17 protein-coding genes and 1 pseudogene are annotated in these 16,821 nt (G+C 58.7%); 6 read left to right on the forward strand and 12 right to left on the reverse strand.

What is annotated here, in order from left to right:
- Window positions 1-48: 48 nt before the first annotated feature.
- Complete coding sequence (locus VF436_RS07955; protein ID WP_330903472.1) at window positions 49-1,758, forward strand: ShlB/FhaC/HecB family hemolysin secretion/activation protein; 1,710 nt, start codon at window positions 49-51, stop codon at window positions 1,756-1,758.
- A gap of 306 nt (window positions 1,759-2,064) precedes the next feature.
- On the opposite strand, the gene VF436_RS07960 is transcribed toward VF436_RS07955, so the two are convergent.
- Entirely contained in the window at window positions 2,065-2,856 is a 792-nt protein-coding gene (locus VF436_RS07960; RefSeq protein ID WP_330903473.1) for an SDR family oxidoreductase, read from the reverse strand.
- Between the two features lie 23 nt (window positions 2,857-2,879).
- Window positions 2,880-3,704: an aldo/keto reductase gene (locus VF436_RS07965; protein WP_330903474.1), complete on the reverse strand. Its 825-nt coding sequence runs from the start codon at window positions 3,702-3,704 to the stop codon at window positions 2,880-2,882.
- Between the two features lie 107 nt (window positions 3,705-3,811).
- Between VF436_RS07965 and VF436_RS07970 the strand changes: the two genes are divergently transcribed.
- A complete protein-coding gene (locus tag VF436_RS07970) occupies window positions 3,812-4,720 on the forward strand; it encodes a LysR family transcriptional regulator (protein ID WP_330903475.1) in 909 nt (302 codons plus the stop codon).
- A gap of 164 nt (window positions 4,721-4,884) precedes the next feature.
- On the opposite strand, the gene VF436_RS07975 is transcribed toward VF436_RS07970, so the two are convergent.
- Window positions 4,885-5,370 carry a hypothetical protein gene (locus VF436_RS07975; protein WP_330903476.1) on the reverse strand — a complete coding sequence of 162 codons (486 nt, stop codon included), beginning with the start codon at window positions 5,368-5,370 and terminating at the stop codon, window positions 4,885-4,887.
- A gap of 123 nt (window positions 5,371-5,493) precedes the next feature.
- On the opposite strand from VF436_RS07975, the gene VF436_RS07980 reads away from it, so the two are divergent.
- Both VF436_RS07980 and VF436_RS07985 read left to right on the forward strand, forming a co-directional pair.
- A complete protein-coding gene (locus VF436_RS07980; protein ID WP_330903477.1) occupies window positions 5,494-6,243 on the forward strand; it encodes an N-acetylmuramoyl-L-alanine amidase in 750 nt (249 codons plus the stop codon).
- Window positions 6,243-6,866 (forward strand): GIY-YIG nuclease family protein, encoded by a 624-nt coding sequence (locus VF436_RS07985; RefSeq protein ID WP_330903478.1) that lies wholly within the window; start codon window positions 6,243-6,245, stop codon window positions 6,864-6,866. The genes VF436_RS07980 and VF436_RS07985 overlap by 1 nt, the downstream gene beginning before the upstream one ends.
- Before the next feature lie 36 nt (window positions 6,867-6,902).
- Here the strand turns inward: VF436_RS07985 and VF436_RS07990 are convergent, their stop codons facing one another.
- Window positions 6,903-7,106: a hypothetical protein gene (locus VF436_RS07990; RefSeq protein WP_330903479.1), complete on the reverse strand. Its 204-nt coding sequence runs from the start codon at window positions 7,104-7,106 to the stop codon at window positions 6,903-6,905.
- 194 nt (window positions 7,107-7,300) lie between these two features.
- Between VF436_RS07990 and VF436_RS07995 the strand changes: the two genes are divergently transcribed.
- Window positions 7,301-7,831 (forward strand): DUF4142 domain-containing protein, encoded by a 531-nt coding sequence (locus tag VF436_RS07995; RefSeq protein ID WP_330903480.1) that lies wholly within the window; start codon window positions 7,301-7,303, stop codon window positions 7,829-7,831.
- A gap of 196 nt (window positions 7,832-8,027) precedes the next feature.
- On the opposite strand, the gene VF436_RS08000 is transcribed toward VF436_RS07995, so the two are convergent.
- The gene (locus VF436_RS08000) at window positions 8,028-8,930 is read right to left on the reverse strand and encodes a LysR family transcriptional regulator (RefSeq protein WP_330903481.1); all 903 of its coding nucleotides are present in this window, start codon (window positions 8,928-8,930) and stop codon (window positions 8,028-8,030) included.
- A gap of 109 nt (window positions 8,931-9,039) precedes the next feature.
- On the opposite strand from VF436_RS08000, the gene VF436_RS08005 reads away from it, so the two are divergent.
- A complete protein-coding gene (locus VF436_RS08005) occupies window positions 9,040-9,648 on the forward strand; it encodes an NAD(P)-dependent oxidoreductase (protein WP_330903482.1) in 609 nt (202 codons plus the stop codon).
- A gap of 213 nt (window positions 9,649-9,861) precedes the next feature.
- Here the strand turns inward: VF436_RS08005 and VF436_RS08010 are convergent, their stop codons facing one another.
- The 7 genes and pseudogenes from VF436_RS08010 to VF436_RS08040 form a co-directional block, all read right to left on the reverse strand.
- A complete protein-coding gene (locus tag VF436_RS08010; protein WP_330903483.1) occupies window positions 9,862-11,190 on the reverse strand; it encodes a carbohydrate-binding protein in 1,329 nt (442 codons plus the stop codon).
- Window positions 11,191-11,702: 512 nt separating this feature from the next.
- On the reverse strand, window positions 11,703-12,851 hold the full coding sequence (locus VF436_RS08015) for a carbohydrate-binding protein (protein WP_330903484.1): 1,149 nt from the start codon (window positions 12,849-12,851) through the stop codon (window positions 11,703-11,705).
- Between the two features lie 629 nt (window positions 12,852-13,480).
- Window positions 13,481-13,681, reverse strand: coding sequence for a hypothetical protein (locus VF436_RS08020; protein ID WP_330903485.1), 201 nt, complete (start codon window positions 13,679-13,681; stop codon window positions 13,481-13,483).
- 732 nt (window positions 13,682-14,413) lie between these two features.
- Window positions 14,414-14,989: a hypothetical protein gene (locus tag VF436_RS08025; protein ID WP_330903486.1), complete on the reverse strand. Its 576-nt coding sequence runs from the start codon at window positions 14,987-14,989 to the stop codon at window positions 14,414-14,416.
- A 150-nt stretch (window positions 14,990-15,139) separates the two neighbouring features.
- Entirely contained in the window at window positions 15,140-15,634 is a 495-nt protein-coding gene (locus tag VF436_RS08030) for a hypothetical protein (protein ID WP_330903487.1), read from the reverse strand.
- A 133-nt stretch (window positions 15,635-15,767) separates the two neighbouring features.
- Window positions 15,768-16,229, reverse strand: coding sequence for a hypothetical protein (locus VF436_RS08035; RefSeq protein ID WP_330903488.1), 462 nt, complete (start codon window positions 16,227-16,229; stop codon window positions 15,768-15,770).
- A gap of 107 nt (window positions 16,230-16,336) precedes the next feature.
- Window positions 16,337-16,821: pseudogene (locus tag VF436_RS08040) on the reverse strand (hypothetical protein); the annotation flags it as partial.

Raw genomic sequence — 16,821 nt, forward strand, 5'->3', positions numbered from 1 at the left:
ACTGCCACGACACGCCCTTCGTACTTATTCCGCATTCGAACTGAACCCATGAATCCGAAGTCTTCCAACGCCCCGCGCATCCGCCTCCTGGCTGCGATGCTTTCGCTCAGCCTGTTCGGCACCGCCGCACAGGCCCAGCAGGCCGTCACCGTGCCGCAGCAGTTGCCCAATACCGGACAGCTCTTGCAGCAGGTGCCGCAGCAGCCGGCCACCGTGCCTTCATCCGATCTGGACCTGAAGATGCTGCGTCCGCAGCGCCAGCAGGCCGAAGATACCCATCCGTTCCTGGTCAAGGCGATCGAGATCAGCGGCAACACGCTGCTGCCGACGGACCAGTTGCACGCCGCCGTGGCCGATAGCGAAGGCAAGCAACTCACGCTCAACGACCTCAACGACCTGGCCGATCGCATCAGTGCGATCTACCACCATGCCGGCTATCCGCTGGCGCGCGCCTACGTGCCCGCGCAGACGCTGCACGACGGCACAGTGAAGCTGGCCGTGGTCGAGGCGCGCTATGGCAAGGTGGTGTTGCAGAACCAGAGCGCGGTGTCCGACGGTCCGCTCAATGCCACGCTGTCGCCGCTGCAACCGGGCAAGCCGGTCAGCAACTACCAACTCGAACGCAGCCTGCTGCTGCTTTCGGACATTCCCGGTGCCTTGACCGGTTCGGTGGTGCGCCCCGGTGACGAGCCGGGCACCTCGGACCTGGTAGTCAACGTGACTTCCGCGCCGCGCTATACCGGCACGCTGGGGCTGGACGACTACGGCAACGAATACACCGGCCGCGCGCGCCTGGGCGGCAACTTCAACATCAATGGCCTGTTGCACCAGGGTGACCTGCTGGACTTCAGCGCGCTCAGCTCCGGCGGCGGCATGAACTACTTCCAGGGCGGCTATCGCTACCTGCTCAACGGCCAGGGCACCACCCTGCGTGCCGCAGTATCGACGCTGCACTATCACCTGGAAAACGGCCTGGAAGCACTCGACGCACACGGTTCTGCACTGGTCGGCAGCCTGACGCTGTCGCAGCCGTTCATCCGCAATACCTCGGGCAACCTGTACGGCCAGATCGAATTCGATCACAAGCTGCTCAAGGACGACATCGAGCTGGCGTTCATCGACAACAACCGTCACGCCAACGTCTGGTCCGCCACGCTGGCCGGCGACCAGCGCGACTCGACCGGTATCACCAATTTCAACATCAGCGGCACCTACGGCAAGATCACCTATACGGAACTGCTGGCTCAATTCATCGATGAACTGACCACACGTACCGCCGGCACGTACACCAAGTACACCGCCTCGGTCTCGCGCTTGCAGCAGCTCAACGAGAACAACGCGCTGTACTTCGGCTACACCCAGCAGTGGGCCAACAAGAACCTGGACACGTCCGAGCAGTTCTTCCTGGGCGGTCCCAACACCGTGCGCGGCTATGACACGGGCGCACTGGCCGGTTCGCAAGGCAACCTGATCACCGCCGAGTACCGCCTGGATTTCACTATGCCCAAGGTGCCCGGCCGCTGGCAGGCCGCGCTGTTCGCCGACACCGGCCGCGTGCAGGTGTACAAGAACCCCTTCATCAGTGGTGTCAACAGCGGGCGCGTGAGCAGCGCGGGCCTGGGCCTGCACTGGGCCGGTCCGGATAACTGGGCGATCAATGCCGCAGTGTCCAAGCCGATCGGCAACACGCCTGATCTGCTGGCCAACGCCAATACCAAGACGCGTTTCTGGGTGCAGGTGCAGAAGGGCTTCTACTGATAAAAGTGAGCAGTTAGGGGCGAGGAGCTAGGGACGAGTGGTGCGTAGTGAGGGCGCAGGTCCCGGCGACTGAAGCAAGCCGCGACGCCTTGAGGCACTGCCACGGGCTTGCGAGTTTTGGTCAACTACAGCAGTGCATCCTCACTGGATTTCTCGAAAAAGCGCTCGTCCAAGTCGTCACTCCGGCGCAGGCCCACTACTGTCCGGAATGACGACTTCGATCACAGGTTTTTCGAGGTCCCTGAAGTCGCCCCAACCAGATTCGGCGTAGACGCGGATCTCTTGTCAGCGCCTGCTCGCCATGGATCAGGCGATGGTCGGTGTGATGCCACCATCGGCGCGCAGCGCGGCACCATTGGTCGCCGACGACAGCGGGCTGGCGACAAAGGCCACCAGGTTGGCGATTTCCTCGGCCTCGATCATGCGCTGGATCAGCGAGGTGGGACGCTCCTTGGCGAAGAATTCCTTCTCGATGACCTCGGGCGCGGCCTGCGGATCGCTGGCAACACTCTTCATGAAATCGACGATGCCTTCCGAACGCGTGGTACCGGGCATGACGGTGTTGACCGTCACCTGACCACCCTTGGTGAGCGCGGCCATGCCGCGCGAGATGGCGAGCTGCGCTGTCTTGGTCATGCCGTAATGGATCATGTCCGGGGGCACCATCAGCCCCGACTCGCTCGCGATGAAGATCACCCTCCCCCAATTGCGCGCGAGCATGCCAGGGAAATAACGCTGTGACAGCCGCGCTCCGCTGAGCACGTTGACCTCGAAGAAATGTCGCCAGTCGTCGTCGCTGATCTGCGCGAAGGGCTTGGATTCATAGATGCCCAGGTTGTTGACCAGGATATCCACCTGCGGCTGCGCCTTGAGCAACACGTCGGCGCCCTCGGCCGTTGCGGGGTCGGCCACGATGCCGCGCACCTGCGCGCCACCCGACCGACGGATATCGTCCAGCGCCTGGTCGAGCTTGGCCTGGTTGCGCCCGGTGACGATCACCTCGGCGCCTTCCTGTGCCAGGCGGCGGGCGATTTCCAGGCCGATGCCCGCGGTGGAGCCGGTCACCAGGGCGGTCTTGCCGTTGAGCTTGAGATCCATGAAGAAATCCTCTGTCTGGAAGGTCAGTCCCACACCGGCGCCAGGCCGGGCGGGTTCACGATGCGGCCATCGGGACGCGCCAGTGCGTCGATCGCGTGCATCTGGTCGATCGTCAGTGCGAAGTCGAAGATCGCCGCATTGCTGCGCGCGCGTTCCTCGCTCACGGTCTTGGAAAGCGCGATGGTGCCTTGGTGCTGGATCAACCAGCGCAGCACCACCTGGGCCACGCTTACGCCGTGCGTAGCGGCCATGTCCTTGAGCACGGCATCGTCGAAGACCTTGCCGTCGGCCATGGCGTAATACGCGGTGAGACTGATGCCCGCCTCGCGCGCGGCGTCGCGCAGTACGCGCTGATCCAGGTACGGATGCCACTCGACCTGATTGGTCACCAGCGGTGCACGACTCAGGCGCGATGCCTCGGCCATCAAGCCGGTGGAGAAGTTGCTCACGCCGATATGGCGCGTCTTGCCGGCGTCGCGTACTGCATTGAGGGCATCGATCTGCTCGGCCAGCGGCACCTTGTCGCTGGGCCAGTGCAGCAGCAATAGATCCACGTGGTCAGTGCGCAGCTTGCGCAGGCTTTCATCGACCGAGCGCAGGAAATCGGCGTGGCGATAGTGTTCCACCCAGACCTTGGTGGTGAGAAACACCGCCTCGCGCGGGATGCCCGAACTGGCGACCGCCTCTCCCACCTCCGCTTCATTGCCGTAGATCTGCGCGGTGTCGATATGGCGATAGCCGAGTCCGAGCACCGCCGGCACCATGCGCAGCACATCGGCGCCGGGCATGCGGAAGGTGCCGAAACCAAGCGCGGGAATCGCCGCGCCATGGGCGTTGACGGTATGCATGGAACATTCTCCGAAACAGGAATGGTCCTAAGCATAGGGATGGCATCCGGCGTTTAGAATCCGCCGACAGTTCGCATCACTTTGTCATTGAATGCCATAATCGACGCATGAGTGACCAACGCGCCTGGGAAATGCGGGTCTTCCTGCACGTCGCCCTGACCGGCAGCTTCAGCGCCGCCGGCCGGGTGGTGAACATGACCGCCTCGTCCACGGCCAAGCTGGTCACCCGCATCGAGCAGCGCCTGGGCGTGCGCCTGGTGGAACGTTCTACCCGGCGCCTGCGCCTGACACCGGAGGGCGAGCTCTATCGCGAGCGCGCCGAGGCCCTGCTCGCCGAGCTCGATGGCCTGGATGCCGAGGTCTCGGGAGAGGCTCGCTCGCCGGCCGGGTTGATTCGCATCAACGTCTCCGTGCCGTTCGGCCGTCACGCCCTCATACCCCTGCTGCCTGCATTCAGCGCGGCGTATCCGCGCGTGCGCCTGGATCTCACGGTCACCGATGACGTGGTGGATCTGTACGCAGCCCAGGCCGACATTGCTTTCCGCATCGGCGCGCTGAGCGACTCCAACCTGCTGGCAGTCAGCCTGGGCAGTACCCGCCGGCACATCGTCGCCTCACCGGATTACCTGGCCGCGCACGGCATCCCGCGCAGCGCCGCCGACCTGGCGCACCACAACTGCCTGGGCTTCAATTTCCGCCGTGCCGCCAGCGTCTGGCCATTGCGTAGCGGCGGCCGCCTGGTCGATCGCGAAGTGCACGGCAGCATCGTGGCCAACAACGGCGAAACAGTGCGCCACCTGGCCGTGCTCGGCATGGGCCTGGCGCGACTGGGCGAGTTCCACGTTCGCGCGGACCTGCGCGCCGGCCGACTGGTCCGCGTACTCGACGAGGTGATCGTCGATAGCGAAGCGATTCATGCGCTCTACCTAGGCAGCAAGCGCGCACCGCGACGCATTCGCGCGTTCATGGATTTCATGACGCCAAGGTTGAAGGCTTTCCTGGAAGCTCACGCATGAGGGCCATGACGTCTGCGCGACATCCTGGAGGCGGGAGATGGGTGGTGGGGGCGCCAGTCCGCCCGGGCATCGCTCGCTGAAAGCGCGCGACAGCACCTCGCGACATTCCGAGGTTCGGTGACGCTGAACCAAGCGCACCCACCACCCGTCTCCCATCCCCCGGTTCAACCAGCCTTGCGCGCCCCCATGCCTAGCCGGACGCAGACCTTCTCGAAGCTGGCCTTGTCCTCGAAGAACCACTCGCGTATCGACAGTTTGCCGCCACGGTGCTTGATCACCACGAAGCGGCCGTTGCGCATAGCCTGCATGGTCACGCCCTGGATATCGGCGTACTTCACCGTGGCGGGGCTGCGCCATGGATGCGGGGGTAGGGTCAGCTCGTCGGCTTTCAGGATCAGTTCGCCCGGCGAGCGCACGCGGCCGATCATGCTCATGATCGCCATCACCACGCCGGCGGCACAGAACGCGGCGATGACGCCGTACAACACCGTGGCGCTGCCTTTATCCAATTCGATCGCGTGATCGATGATGGCGCCCCGGTCGTTCGTGGCGGCGGTATAGGCCATGAAAATGGCACCGGCACCGCTCAAAAGCAGCAAGAACCACAACACCCCCCATTTGGGGCGATATGCAAAAGTCTGAACGTCCACTGTTTTCTCCCTGGAATATGGCCCGTCGGGCATGCCGCGCGGGCTGGCGCATGATAACGGCAGCGCGCGAAACCAGGGAATGCGCCGCGCCGGTCCGGGCCCGGCTGCTCGTACAATATCCGCATGAACACGCTCTTTTCCCGCGTCCTGTCGATGGCAGCCCTGTTGTTGCTGGCCGGCTGTGCGAGCACGCCACCGCACAATCCCCTGGCCCGGTGGGTGCCTTCGCCCAATCACGATGTACGGCGCCCGGTGTTGATCGTGCTGCACGCGACCGAGCAAACCTCGGCCCGCGCAAGCCTCGACACCCTGCGCACGCGCAACAGCGGTGGCCGCGTGAGCGCGCATTACCTGATCGGCAGCGATGGCACGATCTACCAGCTGGTGGCCGATGAAGAACGCGCCTGGCATGCTGGCGCGGGACGCTGGGGCAGCATCACCGATGTGAATTCGGCATCGCTGGGCATCGAGTTGGACAACGATGCGCACTCGCCCTATCCCACCGCGCAGATCGACAGCCTGCTGCGCCTGCTCGACGATCTCACCACGCGCTGGCGCATTCCCCGCACCCAGGTGATCGGCCACGAAGACCTCGCCCCTGATCGCAAGAGCGACCCTGGTGCGCTGTTTCCATGGCAGCGTCTGGCCGATGCCGGTTACGGCTCGTGGCCACGCATCGCGCTGGTCGATCCGCCGTCCGGTTTCGATCCCTGGCTGGCGCTGGCGGCCATCGGTTATCCGCTCGATCACCGTGATGCGGCGCTCCTGGCCTTCCACCGACATTTTCGCGGCACCGAAGGCGAGGAGACATTCGACGCGCAGGACTTGCGCATCCTCTACGCGCTGACACGACAGGCCAGCGCGACGCCGTGATGGACGAGCCAAGTTACCCCTCCTTTGCCTCGCGGGGCCGCGCCTATGTCTATGTGCTGCCATGGCGCGACGAAGACGTGCTGAAGCTGGGTTTCTCCCGCGACCCTTTCACCCGCATGCGAACGCTGCACCGCCGCTTCTACGAAGTGTTCGATCTTGATCGCGGTTTGCTGATCGCCGTGGACAAGGTCGCGCAAGCGCGACGCATCGAACGCGGTTTCATCCAGGCGTGGCCCGATGCACGCGCACCTGCACCCCTGGTAGTGCGCGACGCTGCGGGCGGTCATACCGAATGGTATCGCGGCATCGGTGAGCGCGTTATCGAGCGAGCCCGACAACTGGCCGTAGAGGAAGGGTGGGAACTACACGAACCCTTACGCCCCTGGTTGCTCGCGCGGCTCAATGAGCGTGCAGATTGGCTCTACGACGGCACCACGCGCCTGCTCGAAGGCGTCGAATACGAACGTTTTCATGGCCACCCGCGCAAGCCGGCGGCCCATGCGCTACACACGCTGCTCGCGCTGTGCGAAGGCATCGGCCTTACGCTCGATGGACGGCTGCCCGATGCTGTGCTTGCCTGGTATCGCCTCGGCGGTGCAGATCGCATGGAGGCGATCTCGTAAATTCAGCGGAGCGATCGCGCCGCTCTTGCGTCGTGATCAATCGATCTTGAAAAGCGAGGTCTCCTCGCATACCGGACAGCGATACGTCTGCAATTGGGTGTCATGCGTGGCGTGCTTATGTTCGCGATTGGCAGGTGCCTGGGGATCGTAACGCTCCATTTCTACCTGCTGTCCGGCCTGCTTGCAGGTTTCGCACAGTACCGGGCCTTTGGGTAGCGAAGTGGACTGGTCGTGTGCCATGGCTTGTACCTCGTTTTCGTTGTCGTTGAGCACATGTTGATGCAGGCACGCTACGGCAGCCCGCGTTGACGACACGTGCAAGTGGCATCAAGGCATGTGATGGCGTCAAAGCATGCTTCACCCATCGACGACGCAGCCGTTCATTGTCAGGGCCGATGCTCGGGCTACTTATTACCCACGTCGTGGAGAACGTCATGATGAAATCCATGCTGATCTGCGCCACGTTCGCGCTGGCTTCGGGTGTCGTGTTCGCACAGAGCGACACGGCCACGAGCCAGACGGGCACGTCCACCAAATCCGGCGGTGACGCAATGTTCGTGCGCAAGGCCAGCGAAGCGGGTGCCGCAGAAGTCGCTTTGGGCAAGCTGGGCCAGGCTCAAGGGAAATCCGACCAGGTCAAGCAGTTCGCCGCGCAGATGGTCAAGGACCACACCGCCGCCAACGACGAGCTCAGCACGATTGCCAGCGAGAAGAGCCTGGCGATGGCAAGCGATCCGTCCACCAAGGACACCGCCTTCGCCAAGAAGCTTGCCACCAAGCAAGGCGCCGCCTTCGACACTGCGTTCAGTCGCAAGATGCTCGCCGATCACAAGAAAGCCGTCGCACTGTTCCAACAGGAAGCCGACAGCGGCAAGGACTCGGACCTGAAGGCCTTCGCAGCCAAGACACTACCCACCCTCAAGCACCACCTGGATATGGCACAGGCGCTGGGGAGCGAGAAGTGAGGAGCAAAGGGCTAGGAGTGAGTCAAGAAGCTAGGAGTGAGGAGTGAGTAAGAGCGCAGCTGCGCTCGCCGCAACCATCAATGTCCGCCTCCATGTTCAACTCACCGTCCTTGCTCTTCCCTCTTCACAGGCCGCGTAGCGGCCGACCTCACAGCTCGCGTAGCGAGCGGCCTCACAGGCTGCGCTAGCAGCCGGCCTAACGGCCAACCACGCCCCTCAACGCCTCGATAAACATCCGCGCCCGGTGCGGCAGAAAACGCGCCGCCGGATACACTGCGTGAACGCCGCCACCGGGCAGTTGCCAGCTGGGTAGCAGGCGTTGCAGGCGTCCGGCGGCCACGTCTTCGCGAGCGGCGAAATCCGGCATCATGGTGATACCGCCACCCGCGATCACGGCACTCTTGACCACGACGGCGATGTTGGCCGACATCACCTGATTGAAGGCGACGGTGCGGCTGTCACCGTTGGCGCGGGTGAAGGTCCAGGTTGATGGGCGGGCCAACACGTTCATGGCCACGTACGGCCAGTCAGCCACGTCTTCCGGGCGGCGCGGTCGCTTGCGTTCTTGCAGGAACGACGGCGCCGCGACCAGCCAGTGCTCGTAGCTGTCGATGCGCGTGGCGCGCAGGCTCGAATCGGTGAGATTGCCCACGCGAATGGCCACGTCGATGCCTTCGGCCACCAGATCGAACAGACGGTCGCCGGCAAGCATGTCCACGCGCAACTGCGGATGCTCGTGCCGCATGCGCGTCACCAGCGGCGCGATCATGTTGGCGGCATAATCGACCGGCGCGGTGATGCGCAACGTCCCGCGCAACGCCGTGACGTCTTCACTGGCCGCCTGCACAGCCGCCTCTGCATCGCGCACCAGGTCGCGGCTGGCCGCGAAGAATGCCTCGCCCGCGTCGGTCAGCGCCAGCCTGCGCGTACTGCGCACGAGCAAGGTCGCGCCCAGTTCGGTTTCCAGTCGCTGCACGTGCGTGCTGACCATCGTCTTGGCCATGCCCAGCCGGGTGGCCGCGGCGGTGAACGACCCGCTCTCGACCACCGCGACGAAAACCACGATGCGGTTGAGATTGACCGAGGTGAGCAAGGCCATGGCATTGTCCTTTTCCGATGGACAGTGAAAACGCGATTATCCGTCTATTCCCGCCGCCTGGGCAGGCCTAGGATGAGCGGCGTCATTCAAGCCCATCGAAGGATTCACCATGAAGATCGCCATTCTCGGCGCCACCGGCCAGGCCGGTTCGCGTCTCGTCGCCGAAGCCCTGCGTCGTGGTCATCAGGTCACCGCCGTATCGCGCAAGGCCGATCCAGCCGCCGATACCGCGCAACTGATCCACCTGGCCGCCGACATCCACGACCCGGCCCTGGCCAGCCAGTTGCGCGGCCACGACGTGATCATCAGCAGCATCCATTTCACCCAGGCCAAGCCCGAGACCTTGTTCAAGCTGGTGCGCGATACCGGTGTGAAGCGCTACCTGGTGGTCGGAGGCGCCGGCAGCCTGGAGATCGCTCCCGGTACCTTGCTAATCGAGTCGCCGGACTTTCCCGCCATCTACCTGGAAGAAGCGAGCAGCGGCAAGGCCTTCCTCGACGCGCTGCGCCACGTGGCCGACCTGGACTGGACCTTCCTCAGCCCCTCGGCGCTGTTCGTCGACGGTGAGCGCACCGGCAAGTTCCGCCTGGGCAAGGACAGCCTGCTGGTCGATGCTGACGGCAAGAGCTGGATCTCGTTCGAGGATTACGCCGTGGCGATGCTCGACGAGATCGAACACCCGGCGCACGTGCGGCAGCGGTTTGTGGTGGGTTATTGAGAGGCTTGAGGGACGAGTAGCGAGGGCGCACATCCGGACGATCGAGCTAAACGGCAACGCTGCGTGGTGCATACGTAGCCTTGAAGGTTTCGAGCACCTGCAACGTTGCGCCCTCGCGACTCACCCGTCGCCCCTGACCCCACAGCAAAAACGCCCCGGGATGTGCTCCCGGGGCGTCGTGCTTGCAACCGCTGAGGGATTACCGATTTCGCATTACCGCCCCAGGTCGCCCAGGAAGCGCTTGGTGTATTGCAGCGGGGTGGTCGAGGGCACCGAGTTGCAGGTGGCCGAGGCCGAGGACGAGGAGCACGGTGTGTCGCGGTCCAGCGACCAGAAGTGCAGGCCCGCCAGGCCATTGCTGGCAGCCCAGCTCACCACCGTGTCGGTGTTGGCGATCGAGAAGTTCTCGGCGGTGTTGTCGTTCAGGCCGATCATCGGGGTCAGCTCGATGTGGCTGGCCGCGATGCCGTAGGTGTGCTCAAGGTTCTTCGCCGCCTGGATGGCCGACTGACCCATGTCGCACACGCCGTTGCTGACCACGCAGATGCTCGGGCCGGCTGCGCCGTAATCCATCACCATGAGGTTGATGGTGTAGTTGCTCAGGCTCGATGCCTTCACCGCGCGCACCACCATGTCGCCGAGCGAGTTCACGCCCCCGAAGCTGCCATCGGACGCGGCAAGCGTGGCGATGGTGAACGAGAAACGCAGGCTCGGATGCTGGCCCTGCGCATAAACGGCAGCGCTGACCAGGTTGTTGATGGTGGTCTGGTTCTGGCCGCCTTCGATGTCGAAGTCGATGCCGACCATGTGCGAGGTGTAGTAGCGCGACAGGAACGACGCCATGCCCGCCGTGCTGCCGCAGGTGAAGGTACCTGCCGCGCCGCCGGTGGATACCACGTAGCTCAGGCCGGCGTTGTTGAGCGCATTGATGTTGGCGCTGGCGAAGCTGGCACCCGGCACGCCACCCCAGTTCTCGCTGCCGCATTCACCGGTGGCGAATGCCAGGGTGATCGCACCGAGGTTGGGCACCTGCGAGAGCAGGCTGTTGCTGCCGGTGATCGGAATCGCCGAGCCGGTCACCGCCGTCTGCATGGTGTTGGTGTTCCAGTTGAGGTTCACCGTGACGTCCTTGTAGGGACTGAACAGCATGTTGCTGCCACCGGTCGGCGGCGGGGGAGGCGGGGGAGGATTGCCACCGCCGCCGCCACCACCACCACCACCACCACCACCACCGCTGCTACCGCCGGAGCATGCACCCTGCGAGGTCCATGGCTGGCCCGATCCGCTACCGCCGTTATGAGTGGCCGGATCATCGCCCTGTGTCCACCAGTTGGCCTTGTAGTTGACGCCGTTTTCGCTGGCGGTGCCGCCTGCTGTATAGACCTGCGAGGCGCTCCACGCGGCCGCGCACGCTGGCGCACTCTGCGCATAGACCGCCTGTACCGGCGCCACGGCCATCAGGCCGAACGCCATCGCGGCACCCATGGAACTGCTCAATGCGCCAAACATCAAGCGCGACGCAACGGATCGCTTCTCGAACATGTTCTGTCTCCCGGCAGATAAGTCGGAGTGACTGCACTCCCCCTAAGATCTCCAGCTGGCGGACAGTCACCCCGAGGCATCCGCGTAGCCGGTGTACTTCGTTTAATGCGGATGTTTTGATAGTCCTGACTGACAACGTTGTCTAGCGAAATATCGATAAATTATTTCAGCTCGCGTAAATTTGCCAAGCAGTTCACAGGTTGACTGCCAGACGTGACGATTCCTTACGAATTTGGATCGTTCTATTGTGCTTTTGCAGCAGAAAAAGGCTGGTTTTTGGCCGATTCCACGTATTCATTGCCAAATGGAATAATCCGGGCATTTACCGGGCCTTGGCCGCGCATGGGCTTATAAGCGGGCCTTCCGGAGATTCAGGCGAGCATGCCAGGCCGATTATCTTTGTCCTTTCTTGTCCTGTGGACAGGACAATATTGACAACGTTGTCCACTGGACAAAAAGGGCGCCCGTGACCGGGCGCCCGCGTGATGCCCCGGAGGGGCAGTAACCTGATATCAATACCCCAGCCGTTGCAGGAAGCGGCGGGTGTAATCCAGGGAGTTCGTGCCCGGCAACGAGTTGCATACCGGCGAGGCCGTCGTCTGGCCATCCTTGCAGGGTGTGTCGCGATCGAGTGACCACGGATGCACGCCCGCCAGCCCGTGGGCGACGGCATAGTCGACGACGGTGTCGATATCCTGAAGCGTGAACACCTCATTGGCGACGTCGTTGACCGCGATCATCGGCGTCAATTCGATCCTGTCTAGCGGAATGCCATAGGTCGCATGCACATTTTCCGCTGCCTGCACGGCCGAGCGCCCCATGTCGCACAAGCCATCGATCACGACGCAGATCGCCGGGCTGGGCGTGAGGCCGTAATCCATGGCCATGAGGTTGATGGTGTAATTGCGCAAGCCCGAGGCCAGCACGGCGCGAATCACCGCATCGCCTTTCGCATTCACACTACCGCGGCTGCCATCGGATGCCGCGAACGTGGCGACCGTGAAGGAGTAACGCAGGTTGGGATAGCGGCTTTCGGCATGAACCGCCGACTGCACCAGGGCCTGGATCTGGGCATCGCTCTGGCCGGCTTCGATATCGAAGTCCAGGCCGACCATATGCGGGGTCATGTAGCGCTGGAGAAAGGCATCCATCCCCGCCGTGCTGGCGCAGGTGAACGCACCGGCGGCGCCGCCCGTGGATACGACATAGTTCAGGCCGGCGGCGTCCAAGGCCGCCATGTTGGCCGAGGCGAAGCTGGCACCCGGCACGCCGCCCCAATTCTCGCTGCCGCACTCGCCGGTAGCGAACGCCAGCGTCACCGCACCCAGGTTGCGCACGTGATCGCTGAGCAGACTGCCATGACCGACCAGCGGCACGATCGTGCCGGGCGCACCCGTACGCATCACGTTGCGATTCCAGTCCATGTTGATCGTCGCGTCCTTGTAGGGACTGAACAACAATCCATCCACACCGGGGCCGGGTCCTGGACCGGGTCCGGGTTCACCACCGCCGCCGCTGCCGCCCTCGCACGCGCCCTCGGACGTCCACGGCTTGCCGGAGCCGACAGGCCCGTGGTTCGTCGACGGGTTGTCGCCCTGCGTCCACCAGTTGGCACGGTAGTTGGTGTGATCGTGGCTGGCCGTCGCGCCGCCGTTATACACCGCACCGGCCGACTAGGCCGGCGCACAGGCCGCCGTGGTGGCTGCCTGGGGCGAAGCGACTGCGTCGGCCATGACCGGCCCGGCGTGTGCCGCACTCATAGCCGCGACCAAGGCCGCCGCCAGCGGCAACCGTAGATATCCGTGCATAGATTTTCCCTTTTGATGATGTCCGTGAGGCTCGCAGTCCATGAACCGGCTGTTCGCGAGCACAGTCATTCAAGATCATTCCCTCCGTCGTCGTCCATCGCCCAACCGGAAGCCTCACGTCACGCATTGGCTGGCAGCGCCATCGTCCTTCGCTGGCAACGCGCGTTTTGCTTTGGGTGTTTGTGTGGCGGCTTGGTGGCGTGAGGGGGCGAGGCGAGACGAGGGTTGGGATCGGTGGGGCAGCCTGAGCAGATTCTGGGCGCCTGGATTGAGCTGGCCTGAGTGAGTGCACTCACCTGGGCAGTTTATTTCTGTTGTGGTGATGGGTGATTTTGCCTGGATTAGCCAAAGCGCCGACCAGTTGGACCACCTGTGCTTCGAGTTGTGAGAGCCATTGCTATTCCAGTGCCCTATCATCAAAGATCGGCTCGTTTACTTTAATTATACTGCGCTAGATCGTGGCTCAAGCCCAAGAGATTGGCCTAGCCATCGCGCACGATAATCGTTCTCTGGGCGACGCCGGACAGGTTGTCGCTACGGCTGTTGCCTTTCTGGGAAATGGGCAGGCCGCCGCCGACGTTCCAGTTTCCGCCACCATACCCACCGGAGATGCCTGCGCCGCTGGCGCTGTAACTGGCTTCGTTATATATAGCGTTGTAGTTCAACGTGCCCGTGCCGAGCATATTTGCGCGCGCATCCGAGCTAAATACGGTCAATTAAAGCATTTGGGTAAGAAATTTTTCCATCGATAGAACTTTCGATTTTAATTTTGTGCACTTCTATGTGCGAATTCATATCTTTTATCAAATTTTTAAAATTACCATGATTCATAGGCCTATCACCAAAAGATATCTTTCCATTCATAAATAGTGGAAATTTTTCATTTTTCTTAGAAAATACGTGCAATGCAAGACGCATTTTATTATTATCGCACATATCAAATATACGTATCAAAGAAACATCACACCATAATACCATTTGTATCAAACAACCAAAAATTCTACGGGATATGCATTCACCATTTATCTCGACATCAGAGCAACCCAGGACAACAAAGATGTTCGCGCAACCAATGATAAATAAAAATGGCATGAAATATAAATAAGCATCATAAGAAACATCCCTCCAAAGAAACATGTAAAGCATCACCAAAAAAAATAAAAAGAAAAAACAACCAGCCAAAATCATTATTTTCGAATCTGAGTACCTATACACTCCGCTCGCTTTTTTCAAGTTACTCGAATTACTCACCCACATGACCGCCACCTTTGCTTTTAACCTACACCTTTAATTAACAAAATTAATCCAACTAATTAGCCAATCCTTATTAGATAAATTTTCACACACACTAAAACCTAAAAATAATTCATATCCGCCATTATAGGCACTGTGAGCGCTATCAAAAGATATACCTACTAATGCTTTATTAAAGAAGAAATCAATGATGACGCAGGAGTGTCATCATTGATGTTTCGACATTTCCTTATCGACGGGTAATCGTAAGTTATTGAATATAAATTTATCTCATTATTTTTATAAAGCTCTTTCTCAGTGAAAATCTTCAGCACCATTCCATGTTTACAATAACTATATTCGCCCTCATCAAATCTAACCCAACCCCGTTTCTCAGGACTTACGACCATCTCTTTATATTTATCAAATGGCATTGAACCTCGCACAACACCTTTTGTAATGAAAGCGATACCATATTTAGATCCACCTTTATCGTAAACAACTCTTCCCCCATAAGATAAAAGACTCTTTATCTCACGATCCATGCAAGCATATTTAATCCTAGCCTCCTCGGTAGTCGGATTTAACATTAACGACGCCACTAAAACTGAGGAGACAAACATAAAAAATAAGACGCACGTTAAGCCTTTAAATATTTTTGACATTAATTTATTTTTGTTATTTCCATTAAACGGCACATCATAAATTCTTACCGCGGTTCCCGTTGAACTACCTCCACTTAAGTTTGGCTTCTTCATGCTCCCACCTATTCCAAAACTCAGCTCGAAAGCAGTCGGACCATCATAAGAGTGAGAGACTCCCACGCAGAAACCAAAACATAAAGAACCGCCCAAGCCAGTACCATTAAAATCTTACATCATCAATTCTTTAGTTCTTGGGAGATATGACTAATTTATTTTATAAGGTATCTTGTTTTCACGGACTCTCTTTCCGCCAAAAGAGCTTTCAATTATTATGTTGTAACGAGACGAAAAAAAATTTAACGATTCAATAAGATCATGAAAATTTCCGTGACTCATTGCCTCGTCTCCAAAAACCATTTTTTTACTTAGAAAATTCACTCTTTTAGCAGATTTTTTTTTAAAGACATGGATCGCCAGAATCCTTTCAGAAGTCCTGAAATCATAAGAATCGAATGCCCTTATCATATCAACATCGTCCCAATTAAATTCCCGTATAACGCAGCCAAAAACTTTTCTAGAAATTGATTCTTGGCTAATTTCGATGTCAGACACTCCCTCAATCACAACGACTAACACTGTGCCCATAAAAATCAGCAAAGGCAAAAAGACCAATAATGCCTTATGTCCAGGATCATCGTTAATAATGACAATAAAAAGAACAGCAAGAAATATCCAAATAGCGGATCCAAAGCCAATCATGAATTTGGCTTGGGAAATTTGTATAAACCATTCATCTGAATTGCTTAATTGTCATCGTTTTAAAAAAGCACATCGCATTATCGAATGATAAAAATCAAAATCTTTCGACATTTTGGCAGGCAATCATTGATCATCAATTTTCATTCATATGAGCATTTTTTCTTTTTATCATCTCCTTTACATTTACATAATTAACCATGCGAGGCCAAGGGTCTTCACCATCAAGCTCAAGGGACGCCATTATATGCTCATAAATATAATGCAAACCTGACTTTTCGATCTCGTCGCTTCCAAACTGAATAGACCTGTTATTCTTGTAATGAATGGACAAAATAAGTATTCCACGTCCACCACCCCAAGAGATTCGATATATATCATCAAAGATCACAATTTTCTTTCCAAATTTCCAAGTTCTTTTAATTAACCTTCCATCCATCTCCACGCACATAGTCATTTCGTAAACCAAGCGAAAAATTGACCCCAATCCAGCCGTAAAAAATAAGGCTCCAACGAATATATTTTTATTAAAAAAAGCAAATAATGCCAAAAAATACAATAGCAAGGAAAATGGGAAAAGAACAACTAGACTCGCCATCCTTGAACGCCGGAACGAACTGCATTTATGTGTCATCAACTCATCCTTGTTTGAAGTTATTAATATTAATGGCTATTGATATAAAATCACTTCAAAATCTCACAAACTTAATCATTAGCCATTTTCACATCACCCTTTCTTGCTTTCGGCTCAACCGCTGCCGCTCCAATTGAAAATAGGCCGGAATATGCTCCATACGCATTAGTCACTTTCAATCCAACCGCCGCTTCACCTCCAAAACCAATTAAAGCTGCTTCGCCGCTAGCAATTGGCACAATTGTGCCGGCAGCAAAAGCATAAGGAACCCCTTGACTCCAAGGGTTACCTTGAACGAGGTTGGTAGATGCCGCAGCTGTCGCAGCCACTGTTCCGTTAAGTAAGGCAAAAGTTGTTGAGCTCGCGAACATGCCGGTCATACCATCAAATTTGCCGCCTACGTAACCTGCAACGCGAGGCATATATTTACCGCCTGCCGCCCCCATAGCTACCCCTATGACCGCTCCTTTCCAACCACCAGAAATGTAGCCACCTACACCACCTGACACAGCACCAATTGCCACTCCTGAGCCAGAGATTAGAGGCCCCGCTCCGA

Source organism: Dyella sp. (assembly GCF_036384435.1).
Taxonomy (GTDB): Bacteria; Pseudomonadota; Gammaproteobacteria; order Xanthomonadales; family Rhodanobacteraceae; genus GSA-30.

What these genes read in the sequence shown, in the direction of transcription:
- VF436_RS07955 (WP_330903472.1), top strand. Translation starts at nt 49, where the DNA reads ATGAATCCGAAGTCTTCCAACGCCCCGCGCATCCGCCTCCTGGCTGCG.
- VF436_RS07960 (WP_330903473.1), bottom strand. Translation starts at nt 2,856, where the DNA reads ATGGATCTCAAGCTCAACGGCAAGACCGCCCTGGTGACCGGCTCCACC.
- VF436_RS07965 (WP_330903474.1), bottom strand. Translation starts at nt 3,704, where the DNA reads ATGCATACCGTCAACGCCCATGGCGCGGCGATTCCCGCGCTTGGTTTC.
- VF436_RS07970 (WP_330903475.1), top strand. Translation starts at nt 3,812, where the DNA reads ATGAGTGACCAACGCGCCTGGGAAATGCGGGTCTTCCTGCACGTCGCC.
- VF436_RS07980 (WP_330903477.1), top strand. Translation starts at nt 5,494, where the DNA reads ATGAACACGCTCTTTTCCCGCGTCCTGTCGATGGCAGCCCTGTTGTTG.
- VF436_RS07985 (WP_330903478.1), top strand. Translation starts at nt 6,243, where the DNA reads ATGGACGAGCCAAGTTACCCCTCCTTTGCCTCGCGGGGCCGCGCCTAT.
- VF436_RS07990 (WP_330903479.1), bottom strand. Translation starts at nt 7,106, where the DNA reads ATGGCACACGACCAGTCCACTTCGCTACCCAAAGGCCCGGTACTGTGC.
- VF436_RS07995 (WP_330903480.1), top strand. Translation starts at nt 7,301, where the DNA reads ATGATGAAATCCATGCTGATCTGCGCCACGTTCGCGCTGGCTTCGGGT.
- VF436_RS08000 (WP_330903481.1), bottom strand. Translation starts at nt 8,930, where the DNA reads ATGGCCTTGCTCACCTCGGTCAATCTCAACCGCATCGTGGTTTTCGTC.
- VF436_RS08005 (WP_330903482.1), top strand. Translation starts at nt 9,040, where the DNA reads ATGAAGATCGCCATTCTCGGCGCCACCGGCCAGGCCGGTTCGCGTCTC.
- VF436_RS08010 (WP_330903483.1), bottom strand. Translation starts at nt 11,190, where the DNA reads ATGTTCGAGAAGCGATCCGTTGCGTCGCGCTTGATGTTTGGCGCATTG.
- VF436_RS08020 (WP_330903485.1), bottom strand. Translation starts at nt 13,681, where the DNA reads ATGCTCGGCACGGGCACGTTGAACTACAACGCTATATATAACGAAGCC.
- VF436_RS08025 (WP_330903486.1), bottom strand. Translation starts at nt 14,989, where the DNA reads ATGAAGAAGCCAAACTTAAGTGGAGGTAGTTCAACGGGAACCGCGGTA.
- VF436_RS08030 (WP_330903487.1), bottom strand. Translation starts at nt 15,634, where the DNA reads ATGATTGGCTTTGGATCCGCTATTTGGATATTTCTTGCTGTTCTTTTT.
- VF436_RS08035 (WP_330903488.1), bottom strand. Translation starts at nt 16,229, where the DNA reads ATGGCGAGTCTAGTTGTTCTTTTCCCATTTTCCTTGCTATTGTATTTT.